This window comes from Thalassococcus profundi (genome assembly GCF_003344785.1).
Lineage (GTDB): Bacteria > Pseudomonadota > Alphaproteobacteria > Rhodobacterales > Rhodobacteraceae > Puniceibacterium > Puniceibacterium profundi.
Window position 1 is genome coordinate 81,487 of record NZ_QPMK01000001.1, and the last position, 17,725, is coordinate 99,211.

At 65.2% G+C, this 17,725-nt stretch carries 16 protein-coding genes; 5 read left to right on the plus strand and 11 right to left on the minus strand.

Annotated elements, in window-relative coordinates; all coding sequences use genetic code 11:
- Positions 1 to 30: 30 nt before the first annotated feature.
- The 5 genes from DU478_RS00390 to DU478_RS00410 all read right to left on the minus strand — a co-directional run bounded on the left by DU478_RS00390 (position 31) and on the right by DU478_RS00410 (position 5,652).
- The gene (locus DU478_RS00390) at positions 31 to 1,218 is read right to left on the minus strand and encodes an ABC transporter permease (RefSeq protein ID WP_114508957.1); all 1,188 of its coding nucleotides are present in this window, start codon (positions 1,216 to 1,218) and stop codon (positions 31 to 33) included.
- A 4-nt stretch (positions 1,219 to 1,222) separates the two neighbouring features.
- Positions 1,223 to 2,899, minus strand: coding sequence for an ABC transporter permease (locus DU478_RS00395; protein ID WP_114508958.1), 1,677 nt, complete (start codon positions 2,897 to 2,899; stop codon positions 1,223 to 1,225).
- Positions 2,900 to 3,187: a DUF1330 domain-containing protein gene (locus tag DU478_RS00400; RefSeq protein WP_114508959.1), complete on the minus strand. Its 288-nt coding sequence runs from the start codon at positions 3,185 to 3,187 to the stop codon at positions 2,900 to 2,902.
- Between the two features lie 117 nt (positions 3,188 to 3,304).
- Complete coding sequence (locus DU478_RS00405; RefSeq protein ID WP_114509302.1) at positions 3,305 to 4,429, minus strand: extracellular solute-binding protein; 1,125 nt, start codon at positions 4,427 to 4,429, stop codon at positions 3,305 to 3,307.
- 125 nt (positions 4,430 to 4,554) lie between these two features.
- Positions 4,555 to 5,652: an ABC transporter ATP-binding protein gene (locus tag DU478_RS00410; RefSeq protein ID WP_114508960.1), complete on the minus strand. Its 1,098-nt coding sequence runs from the start codon at positions 5,650 to 5,652 to the stop codon at positions 4,555 to 4,557.
- A 531-nt stretch (positions 5,653 to 6,183) separates the two neighbouring features.
- On the opposite strand from DU478_RS00410, the gene argE reads away from it, so the two are divergent.
- Positions 6,184 to 7,344: an acetylornithine deacetylase gene (gene argE / locus DU478_RS00415; protein ID WP_114508961.1), complete on the plus strand. Its 1,161-nt coding sequence runs from the start codon at positions 6,184 to 6,186 to the stop codon at positions 7,342 to 7,344.
- 24 nt (positions 7,345 to 7,368) lie between these two features.
- Here the strand turns inward: argE and DU478_RS00420 are convergent, their stop codons facing one another.
- From DU478_RS00420 to DU478_RS00430, 3 genes are all read right to left on the minus strand, one after another.
- On the minus strand, positions 7,369 to 8,634 hold the full coding sequence (locus tag DU478_RS00420; protein ID WP_114508962.1) for an ABC transporter permease: 1,266 nt from the start codon (positions 8,632 to 8,634) through the stop codon (positions 7,369 to 7,371).
- Complete coding sequence (locus DU478_RS00425) at positions 8,631 to 9,437, minus strand: ATP-binding cassette domain-containing protein (protein ID WP_114508963.1); 807 nt, start codon at positions 9,435 to 9,437, stop codon at positions 8,631 to 8,633. Before DU478_RS00425 ends, DU478_RS00420 begins: the two co-directional genes overlap by 4 nt.
- A gap of 107 nt (positions 9,438 to 9,544) precedes the next feature.
- Entirely contained in the window at positions 9,545 to 10,540 is a 996-nt protein-coding gene (locus DU478_RS00430) for a taurine ABC transporter substrate-binding protein (RefSeq protein WP_407703140.1), read from the minus strand.
- Positions 10,541 to 10,939: 399 nt separating this feature from the next.
- Here DU478_RS00430 and DU478_RS00435 point away from each other — a divergent pair, with 399 nt between their 5' ends.
- Together DU478_RS00435 and DU478_RS00440 are read left to right on the plus strand one after the other, a co-directional pair.
- Positions 10,940 to 12,331, plus strand: a complete 1,392-nt coding sequence (locus tag DU478_RS00435; protein ID WP_114508965.1) for an aminotransferase family protein — start codon at positions 10,940 to 10,942, stop codon at positions 12,329 to 12,331.
- A 44-nt stretch (positions 12,332 to 12,375) separates the two neighbouring features.
- Complete coding sequence (locus tag DU478_RS00440; protein ID WP_114508966.1) at positions 12,376 to 13,059, plus strand: GNAT family N-acetyltransferase; 684 nt, start codon at positions 12,376 to 12,378, stop codon at positions 13,057 to 13,059.
- A 125-nt stretch (positions 13,060 to 13,184) separates the two neighbouring features.
- On the opposite strand, the gene DU478_RS00445 is transcribed toward DU478_RS00440, so the two are convergent.
- Both DU478_RS00445 and DU478_RS00450 read right to left on the minus strand, forming a co-directional pair.
- The gene (locus tag DU478_RS00445) at positions 13,185 to 13,472 is read right to left on the minus strand and encodes an HU family DNA-binding protein (RefSeq protein ID WP_114508967.1); all 288 of its coding nucleotides are present in this window, start codon (positions 13,470 to 13,472) and stop codon (positions 13,185 to 13,187) included.
- A 129-nt stretch (positions 13,473 to 13,601) separates the two neighbouring features.
- Positions 13,602 to 15,029 carry an AMP nucleosidase gene (locus DU478_RS00450; protein ID WP_407703141.1) on the minus strand — a complete coding sequence of 476 codons (1,428 nt, stop codon included), beginning with the start codon at positions 15,027 to 15,029 and terminating at the stop codon, positions 13,602 to 13,604.
- Positions 15,030 to 15,184: 155 nt separating this feature from the next.
- Here DU478_RS00450 and DU478_RS00455 point away from each other — a divergent pair, with 155 nt between their 5' ends.
- Together DU478_RS00455 and DU478_RS00460 are read left to right on the plus strand one after the other, a co-directional pair.
- Complete coding sequence (locus tag DU478_RS00455) at positions 15,185 to 16,165, plus strand: DNA topoisomerase IB (protein ID WP_114508969.1); 981 nt, start codon at positions 15,185 to 15,187, stop codon at positions 16,163 to 16,165.
- 66 nt (positions 16,166 to 16,231) lie between these two features.
- Positions 16,232 to 16,987, plus strand: coding sequence for a class II aldolase and adducin N-terminal domain-containing protein (locus DU478_RS00460; RefSeq protein ID WP_114508970.1), 756 nt, complete (start codon positions 16,232 to 16,234; stop codon positions 16,985 to 16,987).
- Between the two features lie 93 nt (positions 16,988 to 17,080).
- Here the strand turns inward: DU478_RS00460 and DU478_RS00465 are convergent, their stop codons facing one another.
- Positions 17,081 to 17,566 (minus strand): transglycosylase SLT domain-containing protein, encoded by a 486-nt coding sequence (locus DU478_RS00465; protein ID WP_407703136.1) that lies wholly within the window; start codon positions 17,564 to 17,566, stop codon positions 17,081 to 17,083.
- Positions 17,567 to 17,725: the final 159 nt, after the last annotated feature.

Here is a 17,725-nt window from a genome sequence, read left to right on the forward strand (position 1 = left end):
GGTCTTTCCATTTCGTAAAGCGGTGCCGGATCAGCCCGGGCTCATGCCGCGAATCCTCTCGGACCGGCGGCGCAGCAATTCGACCGTGGTCAGCAGGCAGATCGAGATGCCCACCAGGATCGTCGCCGCGGCGAGGATCGTCGGGCTGATCTGTTCACGCAGACCGGTGAACATCTGCCACGGCAGCGTCTGCAGTTCCGCCGAGCCGATGAAGATGACCACCACGACCTCGTCGAAGGAGGTGATGAAGGCAAACAGCCCGCCCGAGATCACACCGGGCAGGATCAGCGGCATCTGCACCCGAAAGAAGGTGGTGACCGGATTGGCGCCCATGTTGGCGGCGGCCCGGACCAGCGACCGGTCGAAGCCCACCAGCGTCGCCGTAACGGTGATGATGACAAAGGGAATGCCCAGCACCGCATGGGCCAGCACGACGCCCCAGTAGGTGCCGACGATGCCGATCTTGGAGTAGAAGAAATACATCCCCGTCGCCGAGATGATCAGCGGCACGATCATCGGAGAGATCAGCACCGCCATGATCGCGCGTTTGCCCGGCACGTGGCTCTGGCTCAGGCCGATCGCCGCCAGCGTGCCGAGGCTGACCGACAGCAGCGTCGCGACCGGCGCGATCCGCAGGCTGTTCCAGACCGCGTTGGTCCATTCGCTGTTGGTCAGGAAGTCGCGGTAATGCTTGAGGCTGTAGCCGTCGGGGTCGAACCGCAGCATTTCCGGGGTGAAGGTGAAAAAGTTCTCGGCGTTGAACGACAGCGGCATCACCACCAGGATCGGCGTGATCAGGAAGACGAAGATCGCGCCGCAGATCACCCGGAAGGCATAATGCCAAAGCACCTGGCCCGGCGTGAGGTAGGGCACCAGGTGCGACCGGTAGCGGCCTTGGCCGATCCAGTAGATGAACCAGCCGAAGAACCAGCCGAACAGTCCGCCGACGATCAGCCCCGGCAACGCGCCGAACAACAGGCCGGTCACGGCGAAGATCGCGATCATCGCCCAGCGGAACAGCTTTTCCTTGTCGGACGGCACGCTGGTCATGGCGATGAAGGCCAGCGCCGCGATCAGCACCGCGCCGCCGACGATGCCGGCGATGGTCGACCCGTTGGCCGCGCCGACGAAGATGCCGGCGAAGGCGCCCGCAGCACCCACCACGGGCAGGGTGAAGGACATCGGGCGTTGCTCGACTTTGGTCAGAATGGCACTCATGTCGTCACCCCAGCTTCACGTTGTCGATGCCGACGATCTTGTCGTAGCACCAGTAGAGGGCCATAACGACCGCCAGAAGGATCGTCCCGAGCGCCGCCGCGAGACCCCAGTTGAGGCTCGACGAGATGTGGTAGGCGATCCGGTTCGAAATGAACGTGCCGGTGGTGCCGCCGACGATCTCGGGCGTGATGTAGTAGCCGATGGCGAGGATGAAGACGAGGATCGACCCGGCGCCGATGCCCGGCACCGATTGCGGGAAGTAGACCCGCCAGAAGGCCGTCCAGTTGGTCGCGCCAAGGCTCTTGGCGGCGCGCAGGTAGCTGGGCGGGATCGTCTGCATCACCGAATAGAGCGGCAGGATCATGAAGGGCAGCAGGATGTGCGTCATCGCCACGATGGTGCCGAACTGGTTGTTGATCATCACCAGCCGCGCATCGTCTGCAACGAGTCCCAGCCAGACCAGCACGTCGTTGATCACCCCCTGTTGCTGCAGCATCACCTTCCAGGCCGAAGTCCGCACCAGAAGCGACGTCCAGAACGGCAGCAGCACCAGGATCAGCAGCAGGTTCGCGCTGCGGCTGGGCAGGTTGGCAAGCAGCCACGCCACCGGATAGCCCAGCAGGATGCAGCTGAAGGTGATCATCAGGCTCATGAACATCGTGCGCTGGAAGAGGATGCCGTAAATGCGTTCGTTCTCGTCCCGCAGGGCCGGACCGTCGGGCGTCTTTTCCATGTCCACGGCCGCGAGGAAATAGCCGTTGGTATAGTTGGGGCTGTAGGTCTTGATCGTCGCCCAGATGTCGTGGTTGCCCCAGTCGTCCTCGATCTCGAGAAAGCCGTCCTTGAAACCGATGGTCTCGAAGTCGCCGACCGCGGCCTTGGCTTCATTGAGCAGGTCAGCCTGGGCACCGTCATAGCCCGAGACGTCCTGGCTCACGAGGTCTTGGTAGAGTGCCACGTGCACCATTTCCCAGGGCTCTTCTTCGATCGGGCTGTCCTCGTCCTCGGTCTCGGTGAACTCTGCAAAGATGCCGTACATCTCGGCCGTGCGCGGCAGCAGGTCCTCGATGCCGTCCTTCATTTCGAAGCCGGGGATGCTTTCATCATTGCCAGCGCGGGCCTTCGCCTCGGCCACCCAATTCGGTTCCCCCATCAGTTCGGCCCAGGTGACGGCCTCGTCCCAGGCCGGGTTCAGGTCGTCGAACTGGTCGAAATAGACTTCGCCGATGTCGTCGACGCCGCGCCCGGTTTGGCGGAAGAGCGACGACAGGCCGGTCTGCTCGTAGTTGAGGCGCGACCCGAGCCGGGTGTGCAGCTTGCGCTCCTCGGCGATCACCATGTCGTAATACAGGCCCTCGTAGACCGCCTCGCCCGGCAACTCGCCGCTGTCGGCGTTCCAGTCATCGAGCGCCGCGGTTGTGCGCGGCAGCGTGTCCGAGACGATCTGGTTCTCGACCGAGCGGAACAGCATGTCGGCGATCGGCGCCACGAAGGTCACCAGGACGAAAATCAAAAGCGGCGCGATCAGCATCAGCGCCCGCAGTTTCTGGCGGCGCAGCGCGCGGCTCAGAGATTTTTTCAGCGGCGTGCCGTCGGCGGCCAGCATCGGCCCCGGTTTTTCGGCGGCCTTGGCGGCGGCATCTTGCGGATTGGGTCCGGCCCCGGCTGTTGCGTCGGTCATCTACACCCCCTCGACAAGAATGATTGTGCTGGTTGCGGTCCGGCGGCGGATCTCGGCGACCTCCTGGTAGGCCGGGTCGTTGTAGGCCCGCTTCGCGGTTTCGAAATCCGGGAATTCGATCACGACATGACGGTTTTCCGTCACGCCTTCGGGGGTTTCGGAGGCGCCGCCACGAACGATGAACCGGCCGCCGAAGCCTTCAAGGATCGGCGTGTCGCGCTCGACATATTCCTTGTACGCGTCGGGATCGTTCACCGTGATGTGGCCGATGATATAGCCTTTGGGCATCGCCCGTCCCCTGTCTGTCGGTCTTTCGCTTTTCTTCTTGGTGTCCGGTGGCCCCGCGCGGAGGCCACCGGAAAGCCTGGCAGAGGGTGGGTTTTCAACCCACCGCCACAGGTCCGCTTATTGCGCGAGCCAGGACTGGAACTTCGCGTCGATGTCGTCGCGGTAGTCGGCCCAGAACTCGTAGTTGTAGACGAAGATGTTCTCCGAGTTCTCGGGCGCCGTCGGCATGTGCGGCCCCATCGCGATGCCCAGCTCGGCATGTTCGCCCACGAGCGGCGCGGAGCTCTTGCGCGCCGGACCGTACGAGATATAGGCGGCCTGGTCGGCAAGACGCTGAGTGTCGGTGGCGAAGCGCACGAAATCGAGCACGCGGTTCAGGCGGTCTTCCGGCAGGTCGGCGGGGATGATCCAGCCGTCCAGGTCGAACACCTGCGCGTCCCACAGCATCGCGAAATCCTGGTCCTGCTCTTCGATGGCCGAGAACCAGCGGCCGTTGTAGGACGACCCCATCACCACCTCGCCATCGGCGAGAAGCTGCGGCGGCTCGGCGGCGGCGGACCACCAGACGGTCTGGTCCTTGATGGTGTCGAGCTTGTCGAGCGCCTGCTGTTGACCCTCTTCGGTGGCCAGCACGTCATAGATCTCGTCCTTGGCCACGCCGTCGCAGAGCAGCGCCCATTCCATGTTGTTGATCGGACGGCGCTCGAGCGTGCGCTTGCCCGGATAGGTCTCGAGGTCGAACATCGCGCAGATGCTGCTCGGCGCTTCGGCGCCCTCGGGCAGCAGGTCGGGGCGGTAGGCCGCGGTGGTCGAATAGACGATCTGCGGGATGAAGCAGTCCGACACGATCAGATCGCCGAAATCGTCCGAGGCGTCGGTGCCGTCGGGCGCCGCCTCGAGGATCTCGTCGTGGTCGATTTCCATCGCCAGGCCCTCGTCGCAGAGCCGGATCGCGTCCGACGCGACCACGTCGACCAGGTCCCAGGTCACGTTGCCGGCCTCGTTCATGGCGCGCAGCTTGGCCACCGCCTCGTTCGAGGATTCGTCCCAGGTCGCCGAGACATCGGGGTTCATCTCGAGATAGGGCTCGACATAAGCCTTCTGCTGGCTGTTCTGGTAGGCGCCGCCCCAGCTGACCAGGGTCATGCTGTTGGCCATGTTCCCATGCGCCTCGGCGAACACCATGCCGCCTGCGGCCACGGTCAGCGCCGTCGTTGCCATCAGTGTCTTGCTGAATTTCATCATAGTCTCCCTAAGCTGCCCGTTTACGAAAGGGGTCCGGGTGACGGGCACTCATTGGCCGGACCCTCGTGTTCACCGTCCGGGCAGGACCCTCTCGGCCCCGCCCGTTCGATCATCGGTGAATGTTACGTCGCGTCGAGAGCGCGACAATCCTCCGGCAGCCAGCCGATGGTGATCTTCTCGCCGGGACTCAGACGCACCTGGTCGGCGCGGTTCCGGGTCTTGACGACGAAGTCTTCCTTGCCAGCCACCTTGAGCCGTGTGCGGAACACGTCGCCCATGTAGACGAATTCCTGAACCTCGGCTTCGAGCGTGTGGGCATCGGGGCCCATCTGCGGATTGAACTCGACCCGCTCGGGCCGGATCGACACGCGGGTGCGCTCGCCCTTCTGGCTCACGTTGACGGGGACCGCGTCGATCACCGCGCCCTGGTCCAGCTTGACCGTGCAGCGGCCCGATCCGATGGTCTCGACCGTGCCTTCCAGCGTGTTGTTCTCGCCGATGAATTGCGCCACAAAGCTGTTCTGCGGCGCCTCGTACAGCTCGTCCGGCGGCGCCAGCTGCTGGATGCGGCCGTCATCGAAGACCGCCACGCGGTCCGACATGGTCAGGGCCTCGGTCTGGTCGTGGGTCACGTAGACCACGGTGATTCCGAGGTCATCGGCGATGCGCTTGATCTCGAACTGCATGTGTTCGCGCAACTGCTTGTCGAGCGCGCCCAGCGGTTCGTCCATCAGCACCAGCTCGGCTTCGAACACCAGCGCCCGCGCCAGCGCGATCCGCTGCTGCTGACCGCCCGAAAGCTGCGCCGGACGGCGGCCGCCAAAGGCCCCCATCTGCACCATGTCGAGCGCGCGCTTGACCTTCTTCTCGCGCTCCGATTTGCCCATCTTGCGGACTTCGAGCGGGAAGCTGAGGTTCTCGGCCACGGTCATGTGCGGAAACAGCGCGTAATTCTGGAACACCATGCCGATGCCGCGCTTGTGCGGCGGAATGTGGTTGATGCTGACGCCGCCGATCTTGATCTCGCCGTGGGTGGCCGTCTCGAACCCGGCCAGCATCATCAGGCAGGTGGTCTTGCCCGAACCGGACGGCCCGAGCATGGTCAGAAACTCACCCTTCGGCAGGCTCAGATTGAGGTCCTTGACGACGAGATTCTCACCGTCATAGCTCTTTTGGACGCGTTCGAATGCTACGAACGCTTCGTTTGATCCATCCGCCAAAAACCTGGCTCCCTGTGTGTTCCGCGGATTTGCTCCGCTGTCATGTGGTAACTAAACCGCGTGATGCCCCGGCATGCAACTGGATTGCTGGTTTTCGACCCCTTGGCGGTAATCTACAGGACATCCGGACATATAACTTGCACTTATCGGGCGATTTCACCGCAAGAAAGCGACCATTTTTGCAGAGTTCCCGTCAGACCGCGGAGAACTCCCTTCCCGTTCAAACAAAAATGACAGGACGGATGTCCGAGAATCACTTGGCAAAGCGGAAAAATGGTCAAACTCAACTCTTCCGGGTGTCATCGGCGTGGGTCCGCTGATCGAAAATACGGCAATTCGCCCGCGGCCATTCCGAAACCGCCATGCAATGTCGTTTTCTTTCCACCCCGCTTGAACCCTTTTTTTGTAGGTGTCACCGTCAAGCACAAAGGGACATCTTCCCATCAACCACCCCCCCGTCGCGGAGGACGCCGCTTGCAGCGCGTGCTGCGACCGGGTGCCGCGCTGGGGTGACAGGACCGGAGCGACCGCATGACCGACCTTGCCGCGACCGAAAAGGTTCTCGCCGACCTGATCGCCTTTCCGACGGTGTCTTCGGATCCGAACCGGGCGATGATCGGCGACATGGCGCAGCGACTCGAAGACCTGGGCGCGCGGGTCGAAGTCTTCGAGGACGCCTCGGGCGGGAAGGCAAACCTCTTTGCCACGCTGGGGCCGGATGCGCCCGATGGCGTGGTGCTGTCGGGCCATTCCGACGTGGTGCCGGTGACCGATCAGGACTGGCACACCGATCCGTTCGAGATGACCGAGCGCGGCGATCTGCTCTATGGCCGCGGCACCTGCGACATGAAGGGCTTCATCGCCGCCTCCATCGCCATGGCACCGATCTTTGCCGAGGCAAAGCTGCACCGCCCGGTGCATTTCTGCTTTACCCACGACGAGGAGGTGGGTTGCCTCGGCGCGCAGGCGCTGGTGCCCGAGTTGCAGAAACGCGGCTACCGCCCCGCCATCGCCATCGTCGGCGAACCCACGGACATGAAGGTGATCGAGGGCCACAAGGGCTGCTGCGAATACACCGCGCGCTTTACCGGGCTCGAAGGCCACGGGTCGAATCCCGACCGCGGCGTCAATGCCGCCGCCTACGCGGTCAAATACGTGTCCCGTCTGCTGGAACTGGCCGAGGATCTCAAGCGGCGGGTGCCGCGCGAAAGCCGCTTCGACCCGCCTTGGACCACGATCAACATCGGCCGCATCGCCGGTGGGGTGGCGCATAACGTGATCCCCGGAAAGGCCGAGGTCGAGTGGGAGATGCGGCCGGTCCAGTACGGCGACGCCGAATTCGTCAAGGAGGCGCTGCAGCAGTATATCGAGGAAGAACTGCTGCCCGCCATGCGCGCGGTCAGCCCACAGGCGGACATCTCGACCCAGGTGATCGGCGAGGTCGTGGGGCTGGAGCCGATGGACGTGAACATGGCGCGCACGCTGATCGCCTCGCTGACGGGGTGCGAGACCGCCGACGTGGTGCCCTTCGGCACCGAGGCGGGCCTCTTTCAGCAGATGGGCATGTCGGTGGTGGTCTGCGGGCCGGGCTCCATCGCCCAGGCACACAAGCCCGACGAATACCTCAGCCGCAGTCAGTTGTCGGAGTGCCTGACCATGCTGGAGGGGTTGCGAACGAACCTTTCGGCCTGACCGGGCGTCCCCTCGGAGGCCGGATCAGGACCGGCCCTTCCACGGCACGAGAATGCGCTCGGCCCAGCGCATCAGCACGTCGATGCCAAAGCCGATCACGCCGATCAGGATGATCCCCATGATGACGATGTCGGTCAGCTGGAATTTGCTGGCCACCATGATCATCATGCCGGCGCCCTTTTCCGCCGCCACCAGCTCGGCCGCGACGACGGTGCCCCAGCAGACGCCCATGGCCACCCGCGCGCCGGTGAATATCTCGGGCAGGGAGTTTGGCACGATGACGTGTCGCATGATCTGCCACTTGCTGGCCCCCAGCGAATAGGCGGCGTGGACCTTGGAGATGTTGACGCCCGACACGCCCGCCCGCGCCGCGATGGCCATGATCCAGAGCGCTGCAAGGAACAGAAGGATGATCTTGCCGGTCTCGCCGATGCCCGCCCAGATGATGACCAGCGGGATCAGCGCCAAGGGCGGCACCGGGCGCATGAATTCCACGATCGGATCGAACCAGCCACGGAACCAGTCCGATAGCCCCATGGCATAGCCCAGCGGAATGCCCAGAGCCGCGCCGCAGAGAAATCCGACGATCACGCGAAAGAGCGAATAGCCCAGGTGTTCCCACAGGGTGCTGTCGCGGTAGCCATCGCGGGCGATCTCTGCCATCCGCGCCACCACGGCCTCTGGCGCGGGCAGCCATATGGGCTCCATCTGCCAGCCTTTCGCCGGTTCGAAGTTGAGCGTGCCCTTCGGGCTCATCCCGATGCGGCCATACTCGGTGTGGACAGACCCGCCCGGCTCCAGCGGCTGGCCGTCGACGGCCACAACCCGGTGCTCGACGCCCTCGGGCACCTCGTCGTTGCGGTCGACACGGACAAGGCCCGAGCGCCAGGCGCCGATTTCGTCCACGTCGTTCTTGGCAAATCCGTCGCCGGGGTCGACCTCGGGCAGGACCGGGTCGTCACCCGCGCGGGTGACGACGATGCTGACCGTGGCATCGTCCCGCTCCCCGGTGCTCAGCTCGGCGGTGTAGTCGAACTTGGCCGTGCCGATGAACGGACCCGGCGCGTGCAGGAAGGACGGCACCAGGGTCGACCCGGTGAAGGCCGCCCAGAGCAGGAAGATCGTCAGGACCGACAGGATGCTGGCGATCCGGTTCGGTCGCACCGCGCTTTCGTCGCCGAAGGTCACGGTCTTGAGCGAGGCGTAATCGTTGGTCGCTGTCTTGACGATCAACTTGACCACGAAGAACGAGGCGATGAAGATCGCGGCGTAGATGAGGAAAACGATCATGCCGCATCCTCCGACCGGCCCATGATCTCTTCTTCCATGTCCCAGATCATGCTCAGGATTTCCTCGCGCCGCTGGCCGAACTCGGGATGTTTCTTGACCTCGCGCAGGTCGGAATCGACGCCGAGATCGGCAAAGGGCAGCCGGTATTCCTTGTGGATGCGTCCCGGGCGCGGCGCCATGACCAGCAGGCGTTCGCCCAGTAGCAGCGCCTCTTCGACCGAATGGGTGATGAGGACGATGGTCTTGCCGGTTTCCTTCCAGAGCTTGAGCACGAGGCTCTGCATCTTTTCCCGCGTGAGCGCATCGAGCGCGCCCAGGGGCTCGTCCATCAGGATGACGTCCGGGTCGTTGGCGAGGCACCGCGCCAGCGCCACGCGCTGCTGCATGCCGCCGGAAAGCTCATAGACCGCCTTTTCCTTAAAATCGCGCAGGCCCACCACGTCGAGCAGGTGGTCGACATTGGACCCCCAGTCCCTTTCGCGCCGGCCGGCCATGCGCGGGCCGAAGCTGACATTCTCGCGGACGTTCATCCACTCGAACAGCGCGCCCTGCTGGAACACCATGCCGCGTTCCCTGTCGGGGCCGGTGACGCGGTGGCCGTTCAGCTCGATCTTGCCGGAGGTGGGGGCGAGAAACCCGGCGACGATGTTCAGAAGCGTGGTCTTGCCGCAGCCCGACGGCCCCAGCACGCTCATCAGCTCGCCCGACTTGAGGTCAAGCGACACGTCCTTGAGCGCCTGAACCGACGTGCCGTTGGGCAGATCGAACCGCATGGACAGGTTTTCAATCGTCAATCCGGACATGACGCCCCCAAGGTGTTTCGTCTGGTCCCACGGCGCCGCTCTTCCGCCCGTGCGGGCGTCCTCGCGAAAGGCGGAGACGCCCGTCAGGGCGGAGGAGCGGACCCGGTTTACATCCCGCTCGCGCTTTGCAGCGGGCCGGTGTTGACGTTGTCGGCATAGCTGTCGAGCGCCGCGTCGATGGAGCCGGCCTCAACGAAGACCTGCGCCACGCCGCCCATGAACTCGGTGGCGCCGCCGCCCAGCCATTTCTCCGTCAGCTGCTCTTCGACCGTCGGGAAGACGAAGGTCGAGATCGTCGCCATCGTGTCTTCTTCGGACATGCCGGCATCCTTGGCGATCACCGGCAGCATCTCGGCATGGTTGGCCTCGTCCGCCCACATGGCGTTGGCATCCGCCGTGACCTTGAGGAATTTCGCCACCAGGTCGCTGTTCTCGGCCACCCAGCTGGCGGGGCCGCTGGTCACGTCGAAGACGAGGATCCCCAGTTCTTCCTTCTCGGCGCCGGTGAGCAGCACGTTGCCGAATTCCTTGGCGCGGCGCAGCGATCCGCCCCAGCCGCAGAACATGTCGACCGACCCCTGGGCGATCGCCGCGGCGCCGTCGGGCGGCGCCATGTCGACCACGTCGAGGCTGGCCACGTCGACGCCGAAATGGTTCATCTGCTTGAGAAAGCCGTAATGCGCCGCAGTGCCCAGCGGCACGGCGACCTTCTTGCCGGCCAGTTCGTCGGCAGAGTCCTTGTCGATCTCGAGCGCTTCGGCCACGACGCAGTTGTCGTTGTCGGAATAGCTCACCGCCACGTCCAGCGCCTGCAGGTCCTGGCCCGCGCTGGTCGCGACCACGAAGGGCGGCACGCCCTGGCTCACCGCCAGCTGCACGTCGCCGCTCGCCATTGCCGCGGACATCGCCGTGCCGGTGTCGAAGCTGACCCAGTTGATATCGACACCCATTTCTTCCTCGTAGGTGCCCATCTGCTTGGCGTATTCGAACGGCATCGGCCATTCGAGAAAATAGGCCACCGTGATCGACCCGTGGCCGGCGGCAAAGGCCGGTGCGGCGGTCAGGGCCAGTGCCATGGCGGTTCCCGCCATCATGTGTTTCATCGACATCTTTCGTCTCCCGTGTTGGGCGCAGAGGCTGCGGCCCTGCGCATATACCGGCGTTCGGAACGCTTTGTCCGACGCTGCGGCACCTTGCTGGTGCTCTGGCCCGATCCGAGCGGAAAACCGGCAGCCGATCAACGATTTTTCTAGCATCGCCAACCGCAATTGCCGTAAAAAGACGCGCCGAAACAGCACGCGTTTGAAAATTTGTTAAATCTTTTCATAACCCTAGAGACTGCACCCTCTGGGCGACAATTGACCGGGGGTCGCTCTGGAGTCATACAGATTACGCAACTGGCCCTAACGTCTGCTCAATCTTTGGGTCTGAGTGAAACCAAGTCATGAGGCGCGCGCTGCACGCGCCCTTTCGTGTTTCCCTACGATAGAGGAGTTCCCGTCATGGACGGCACCTTTTCCGAAAACGATCTGAGCCGCGTCGTCGCCGCGGACAAGGCCCACATCTGGCATCACCTGAGCCAGCACAAACCCTACGAGACCACGGACCCGCGCATCATCGTCGAGGGCAAGGGCATGAAGGTCTGGGATCAGAACGGCAAGGAACACCTCGATGCGGTGTCGGGCGCGGTCTGGACGGTGAACGTGGGCTACGGGCGCGAAAGCATCGCCAACGCCGTGCGCGACCAGTTGCTGAAGCTCAACTACTTTGCCGGGTCCGCCGGGTCGATCCCGGGCGCGATCTTTGCAGAGCGGCTGATCGAGAAGATGCCGGGCATGACCCGGCTCTACTACACCAACTCGGGGTCCGAAGCGAACGAGAAGGCCTTCAAGATGGTCCGCCAGATCGCCCACAAGCGGTATGGCGGCAAGAAGCACAAGATCCTTTACCGCGACCGCGACTACCACGGCACCACCATCGGCTGCCTGTCGGCGGGCGGGCAGGACCAGCGCAATGCGCAATACGGCCCCTTCGCGCCCGGTTTCGTGCGGGTGCCGCATTGCCTCGAATACCGCGGCTTCGAGCAGGAAGGCGCGCCGACCGACCATTACGGCGAATGGGCCGCCGACCAGATCGAGGCGGTGATCCTGCGCGAAGGCCCCGACACGGTGGGCGCACTCTGCCTCGAACCGGTGACCGCGGGTGGCGGCGTCATCGTCCCGCCCGAGGGCTACTGGCAACGGGTGCAGGAGATCTGCCGCAAGTACGACATCCTGCTGCATATCGACGAGGTCGTCTGCGGCGTCGGCCGGACCGGCACCTGGTTCGGCTACCAGCATTACGGCGTCGAGCCCGACATGGTGACCATGGCCAAGGGCGTCGCCTCGGGCTACGCGGCCATCGCCTGCCTGGTGACGACCGAAGCGGTGTTCGACCTGTTCAAGTCCGACGCCAGCGATCCGCTGGACTACTTCCGCGACATTTCCACCTTCGGCGGCTGCACGGCGGGACCCGCCGCGGCGCTCGAGAACATGCGGATCATCGAGGACGAGGACCTGCTGGGCAACACGCTGGCGATGGGCGACTACATGCTGGACGGCCTCGGCGGCCTGATGGAGAAGCACAAGGTCATCGGCCAGGTGCGCGGCAAGGGTCTATTCCTCGGTGCCGAACTGGTGACCGACCGCGACAGCCGCGCGCCGATGGCCGAAAAGCAGGTGCAGGCGGTGGTGGCCGACTGCATGGCGCAGGGCGTCATCATCGGGGCGACCAACCGGTCGGTGCCGGGCTACAACAACACCCTGTGCTTCTCGCCCGCCCTGATCGCCCGGAAGGACGACATCGACCACATCCTGTCGGCGGTCGACGGCGCGCTGACCCGCGTCTTCGGCTGAGTGCCACCGCCCGCCCGGACTCGGGCGGGTCACACCCTGCTGTCATGACGCCCGACCGCCCCACAGGCCCGCCGGTCACGCTGATCCTGCCGCGGCCGCGCCCGCCCCGCACCGAGTTGCAGGGGCGGTACGGCACCCTCGTGCCGACCGCGCCAGACCATGCCGACGCCCTGCACGCCGCCTTTGCCCGCGACGGGGCGGGCCACGGCTGGACCTACCTGCCCTACGGCCCGTTCCCCGACGCGGGCGCCTTCGCGGACTGGCTGACGCGCGTCTGCCTCGGCGACGATCCGCTGTTTCACACGATCTGCGATCCAGAGGGCACGCCGCTCGGCCTGGCCAGCTACCTGCGGATCGACCCGGCCATGGCGGTGATCGAGGTCGGGCACATCCACCTGTCCCCGGCGTTGCAGCGCACCGCGCTCGCCACCGAGGCGATGGCGCTGATGATGGCGCGGGCCTTCGACGAGCTGGGCTATCGCCGCTACGAATGGAAATGCGACGCGCTGAACGCGCCCTCGCGCCGCGCCGCGCAGCGTCTGGGCTTCACCTACGAAGGTACGTTCCGCCAGGCGGCGGTGGTCAAGGGCCGCAACCGCGACACCGCTTGGTTCTCGATCCTCGACCGTGAATGGCCCGCGCAGAAGGCGCGGTTCGACCGGTGGCTCGCCCCCTCCAACTTCGACGCCGCCGGGCGCCAGCGGCAACCGCTGTCGCCCGAGGTATGAGGCCGGGCGAACGGAAAGCTCGAGGTCTCCGGTCCGGAATTCTCGAGACGTCCGCTTTCACGCCGGCCGGACATGAAAAAAGGCCGCCCGAAAGCGACCTTTCAAATCGTTCGCAGAGCGGCGGATCAGCCGTTCACGCTGTCCTTGAGCGCCTTGGCGATGGTCATCTTGACCACCTTGTCGGCCTCTTTCTTGAACTGCTCGCCGGTGGCGGGGTTGCGCACCATGCGCTCGGGGCGCTCGCGGCAGTAGATCTTGCCCACGCCGGGCAGGGTCACGGCGCCGCCGGCAGCCACTTCCTTGGTGATCAGACCGCACACGGCATCCAGGGCCGCGCTTGCTGTTTTCTTGTCGCTGCCCATTTCGTCGGCCAGAGCGGCCACAAGCTGGGTTTTGGTCATCGGCTTCGCCATTTCATGGTCTCCTTCTCTGCCCACTCTCTTGGGCCTCATTCCGTCCACTAAACCGGATGTAGATATGTAACACAACCGTTAGTGTGTCTTTGCAAGGGAAATCGGCAGGTTTTCCCGCTTTTCCGCGCGTCAGAGGAAGGCTGTTTCCTCAAAACTACGCAATTTCCTGCTGTGAATGCGCTCCAGCGGCATTTCCCGCAGCCGTTCCATGGCCCGGATGCCGATCATCAGGTGCCGCGCCACCTGCGTCTTGTAGAAGTCCGAGGCCATGCCGGGCAGCTTCAGCTCGCCGTGCAGGGGCTTGTCGGAGACACAGAGCAGCGTGCCATAAGGCACCCGGAAGCGAAAACCGTTGGCCGCGATGGTGGCGCTTTCCATGTCGAGCGCCACGGCGCGCGACTGCGACAGCCGCTGCACCGGCCCGCGCTGGTCACGCAGTTCCCAGTTGCGGTTGTCGACGCTGGCCACGGTGCCGGTGCGCATGATCCGCTTGAGGTCGTAACCCTCGAGCTGGGTCTCGTCCGCCACGGCCTGCTCCAGCGCGATCTGCATCTCGGCCAGCGCCGGGATCGGCACCCAGACCGGCAGGTCGTCGTCCAGCACCCGGTCCTCGCGCAGGTAGGCATGGGCCAGCACGAAATCCCCCAGGCTCTGCGAATTGCGCAGACCTGCGCAATGGCCGACCATCAGCCAGGCATGCGGGCGCAGCACCGCGATGTGGTCCGTCGCCGTCTTGGCGTTCGAAGGGCCCACACCGATGTTGACCAGCGTGATCCCCGCACCGTTCCGGCGCTTGAGGTGATAGGTCGGCATCTGCGGCATCTTGAGCGTCGGCGCGATCTCCTCGTCCGGGCCGGTGATCTCCACGTTGTCCGTGCTGACAAAGCTCGTGTAGCCGCTGTCGGGATCGGCCAGCATGACCCGCGCATAGGCTTCGAACTCGCTGACGTAGAACTGGTAGTTGGTGAACAGCACGTGGTTCTGGAAATGCTCGGGGTCTGTCGCCGTGTAATGCGCCAGCCGCGCCAGCGAATAATCCACCCGCTGCGCGGTGAAGGGCGCCAGCGGCAGCGCGCCGTCGGCGGCGGGCTGGGCCAGACCGTTGACGATGTCGTCGTTGGTGGTGCTCAGGTCCGGCACATCGAAGACATCGCGCAGGATGAAATCCGCGGCCCCCTCCTGCGGCACGGTCACCCCCTCGCGGTTGGCGACGGCGAAATGCACCGGCATCGGCGTCTGCGACAGGCCGATCTGCACCGGCACGCCATGGTTGGCGATCAAAAGGCCGATCTGCTGGCGCAGGTAGTCTGCGAAAAGGTCGGGCCGGGTCACGGTCGTGGCATGGGTGCCGGGTTCCGAGATATGGCCAAAACTCAATCGGCTGTCGACCTTGGCAAAGCTCGTCGTGTTGATCCGGATCTCCGGGTAATAGGCCCGGTAGCGCACGCCGGGATGGCCCTCGGCCATGGCCCGGTTGAAATTTTCGCACAGGAAGGCCACCGCGCCGTCGTAAAGCGCGATCAGCCGGTCGACCGCCGCCTGGGCCGTGTCGAACATCCGCGGCCCGGGCAGGTCCGGCGACACGATATCCAAGCTGAGCTGATCCTGCATGACACCCCCTTTGCGCATGGTCGCGGCACCGTGACACCAACCCGTGATGGGCGCAAGGCATGCGCGCCGGAACCCGCCTGCGGCGCCCGCGTTCACCCGCCATGCAAACCGTGCCCGACTTCGTCTACTACCCCGATGACCGCCCCGGCATCACCCGGCGGCGGCAGGGCCGCGGCTGGAGCTATACGGCCCCGGACGGCACCCGCATCGACGACGAGGCCGAGCGCAAGCGGCTGAACGCGCTGGCGGTGCCGCCGGCCTATTGCGACGTCTGGATTTCGCCGGAACCCTTGGGCTATCTGCAGGCCACCGGCCGCGACGCGCGCCAGCGCAAGCAGTACCGCTACCACCCGGACTGGACCGCCTTCAGGGCACAGGCGAAATACGCCGACCTGCCCGCCTTCGGTGCCGCCCTGCCCGGCCTGCGCCGGCGCATTCTGCGCGACCTGCGGCAGCACGATCCCGGCGACAAGGATTTCGCCATCGCGGCACTGCTGGCGCTTCTCGACCGCGCGGCCCTGCGCATCGGCAGTCCCGACTATGCCCGGCAGAACAACACCTTCGGCGCCTCGACCCTGCGCCCGCGGCACATGCGGCTCGACGGCGACACGATCCGCCTGCGCTATCGCGGCAAGGGCGGTGCACGCATCGACCGCGCGCTGCGCGACCGCACGCTGAACCGCGTGCTCGGGCAACTCGACGACCTGTCGGGGCCGACGCTGATCTCGTGGACCTGCGCGCGCGGCGAGGCGCATGCGGTCACCGCAGGAGACGTGAATGCCTTTCTCGCCGACCAGACCGGGACCGCCGGCATCACCGCCAAGACCTTCCGTACCTGGAACGGCACGGTCGCCGCCCTCGACGCGGCGCTCGGCCTCGAGAAACCGACGATCAAGGCCCTGTCCGAAGCCGCCGCCGAGCGGCTGCACAACACGCCGACCATCGCCCGGAACTCGTATATTCATCCCGCGGTGATCGACCTCACCGACGATCCCGATGCGCGCGCGACACTGGCCCAGGCAGAGGACATCCGCGGCCTGCGCCGCGCCGAGGCGCGCCTCTGCGCCCTGCTCGACCGCTGACGCCCTCTGGGCCCCGCGCTGCCGACGTCCTATGCTGGCGCCACCGCGACAGCGACAGGAGCCCCCATGTCTCAGGTTCAGTTCCGCCCCAACATCGACTTCTGGCCCGAACGCGTCGATCTCGCCGCCGCCTTCCGCTGGACCGCGCGGCTGAACATGCACGAGGCGGTGGCCAACCACTTCTCCCTGTCGGTGAACGACGACGGCACGAAATTCCTGATGAACCCCAACCAGATGCATTTCTCGCGCATCCGCGCGTCCGACCTGATCGTGGTGGATGCCAACGACCCCGACGCGCTGTCCGGCCCGGACGCGCCCGACCCGACCGCCTGGGGCCTGCACGGCGGACTGCACCGGCACTGCGCCCATGCGCGCTGCGCCATGCATGTGCATTCGATCCACGCCACCGTGCTGGCCTGCCTCCAAGACCCGACCCTGCCGCCGATCGACCAGAACTGCGCCACCTTCTTCAACCGCATCGCCTATGACCGCGACTACGGCGGGCTGGCCTTCGAGGACGAAGGCGCGCGCTGCGCACAGCTTTTCACCGATCCGAAACAGAAGGTGCTGGTGATGGGAAATCACGGCGTCATGGTGATCGGCGACAGCGTCGCGGACACCTTCAACCGGCTTTATTATTTCGAGCGCGCGGCCGAGACCTATATCCGCGCGCTGCAGACCGGCCGCCCGCTCAAGGTCCTGAGCGACGAGATCGCGGAAAAGACCGCGTCCGAGCTCGAAGCCTATCCCGAACAGGACGTCCGCCACCTGGCCGAACTCAGGGCGATCCTCGATGCGGAAGGGTCGGACTACGCGACCTGACCCCGCTCTTCTCCGGTTTCCAAATACCTCGGGGAGCGCGAGGGGCAGCGCCCCTCGCATCTTGCCATTGCGGCAGGCGCCGGGGTGCCGGGATCAGGTGCGCAGGCCGGTTTCGTACAGCATCCCGCGCCGCTTGGCCTCGTAGTAGTAGCCGCGCGAATACCACTTCACCGCGGTGTCGAAACTGCCGTCGGCCAGCATCCAGGCGCCGCGCAGGTACTTCACCGCGTATTTCAGGTTGACGTCCGGGTCGAGCAGGTCGCTGTCCTTGCCGCGAAAGCCCATGCCGCGCGCCGTGGCCGGCAGGATCTGCATCAGGCCGTAGTAGGGCCCGTTGCGCGCCCAGGGGCGGTGTGTGCTTTCGCGGATCGCCAGGCGATGCACCAGCGGGCGCGGCACGGCGTAGTGATCGGCCCACTTGTTGATCAGCTGCCTCAGCTCCGGTGTCTCGTTGGGATAAAGCGGCGGACCCTTTGGCACCGCGGCGAAGTTCAAGCTTTCCTGAGGAACGCCCCGCGCACAGGCGGCAAGGCTGAAGGCAAGACCGGTCAGAACGGCGCGGCGGGTCATATGGGGCATCGGTTGTCCATGAGATGTGTCCACTGATTCCGCAATGCCCGACGGACAAGGCGTCAGGCAAGCGCGCGAAAATGCCATGCGCAGAACCTTGCCACTTCCGGTCGCCATCGGTGTCTTTCCGCGCATTGCTGCCCGACGTCCGACGCTGCCCGCCGCCCT

Bases quoted from the DNA above. Each gene is read 5' to 3' on its own strand.
- DU478_RS00425 (WP_114508963.1), bottom strand. From the start codon at position 9,437: ATGTCCGGATTGACGATTGAAAACCTGTCCATGCGGTTCGATCTGCCC.
- DU478_RS00405 (WP_114509302.1), bottom strand. From the start codon at position 4,429: ATGAAATTCAGCAAGACACTGATGGCAACGACGGCGCTGACCGTGGCC.
- DU478_RS00430 (WP_407703140.1), bottom strand. From the start codon at position 10,540: ATGAAACACATGATGGCGGGAACCGCCATGGCACTGGCCCTGACCGCC.
- DU478_RS00450 (WP_407703141.1), bottom strand. From the start codon at position 15,029: ATGTTCGACACGGCCCAGGCGGCGGTCGACCGGCTGATCGCGCTTTAC.
- DU478_RS00465 (WP_407703136.1), bottom strand. From the start codon at position 17,566: ATGCCCCATATGACCCGCCGCGCCGTTCTGACCGGTCTTGCCTTCAGC.
- argE (WP_114508961.1), top strand. From the start codon at position 6,184: ATGACCGACCTTGCCGCGACCGAAAAGGTTCTCGCCGACCTGATCGCC.
- DU478_RS00460 (WP_114508970.1), top strand. From the start codon at position 16,232: ATGTCTCAGGTTCAGTTCCGCCCCAACATCGACTTCTGGCCCGAACGC.
- DU478_RS00440 (WP_114508966.1), top strand. From the start codon at position 12,376: ATGACGCCCGACCGCCCCACAGGCCCGCCGGTCACGCTGATCCTGCCG.
- DU478_RS00420 (WP_114508962.1), bottom strand. From the start codon at position 8,634: ATGATCGTTTTCCTCATCTACGCCGCGATCTTCATCGCCTCGTTCTTC.
- DU478_RS00445 (WP_114508967.1), bottom strand. From the start codon at position 13,472: ATGGCGAAGCCGATGACCAAAACCCAGCTTGTGGCCGCTCTGGCCGAC.
- DU478_RS00390 (WP_114508957.1), bottom strand. From the start codon at position 1,218: ATGAGTGCCATTCTGACCAAAGTCGAGCAACGCCCGATGTCCTTCACC.
- DU478_RS00455 (WP_114508969.1), top strand. From the start codon at position 15,185: ATGCAAACCGTGCCCGACTTCGTCTACTACCCCGATGACCGCCCCGGC.
- DU478_RS00395 (WP_114508958.1), bottom strand. From the start codon at position 2,899: ATGACCGACGCAACAGCCGGGGCCGGACCCAATCCGCAAGATGCCGCC.
- DU478_RS00400 (WP_114508959.1), bottom strand. From the start codon at position 3,187: ATGCCCAAAGGCTATATCATCGGCCACATCACGGTGAACGATCCCGAC.
- DU478_RS00435 (WP_114508965.1), top strand. From the start codon at position 10,940: ATGGACGGCACCTTTTCCGAAAACGATCTGAGCCGCGTCGTCGCCGCG.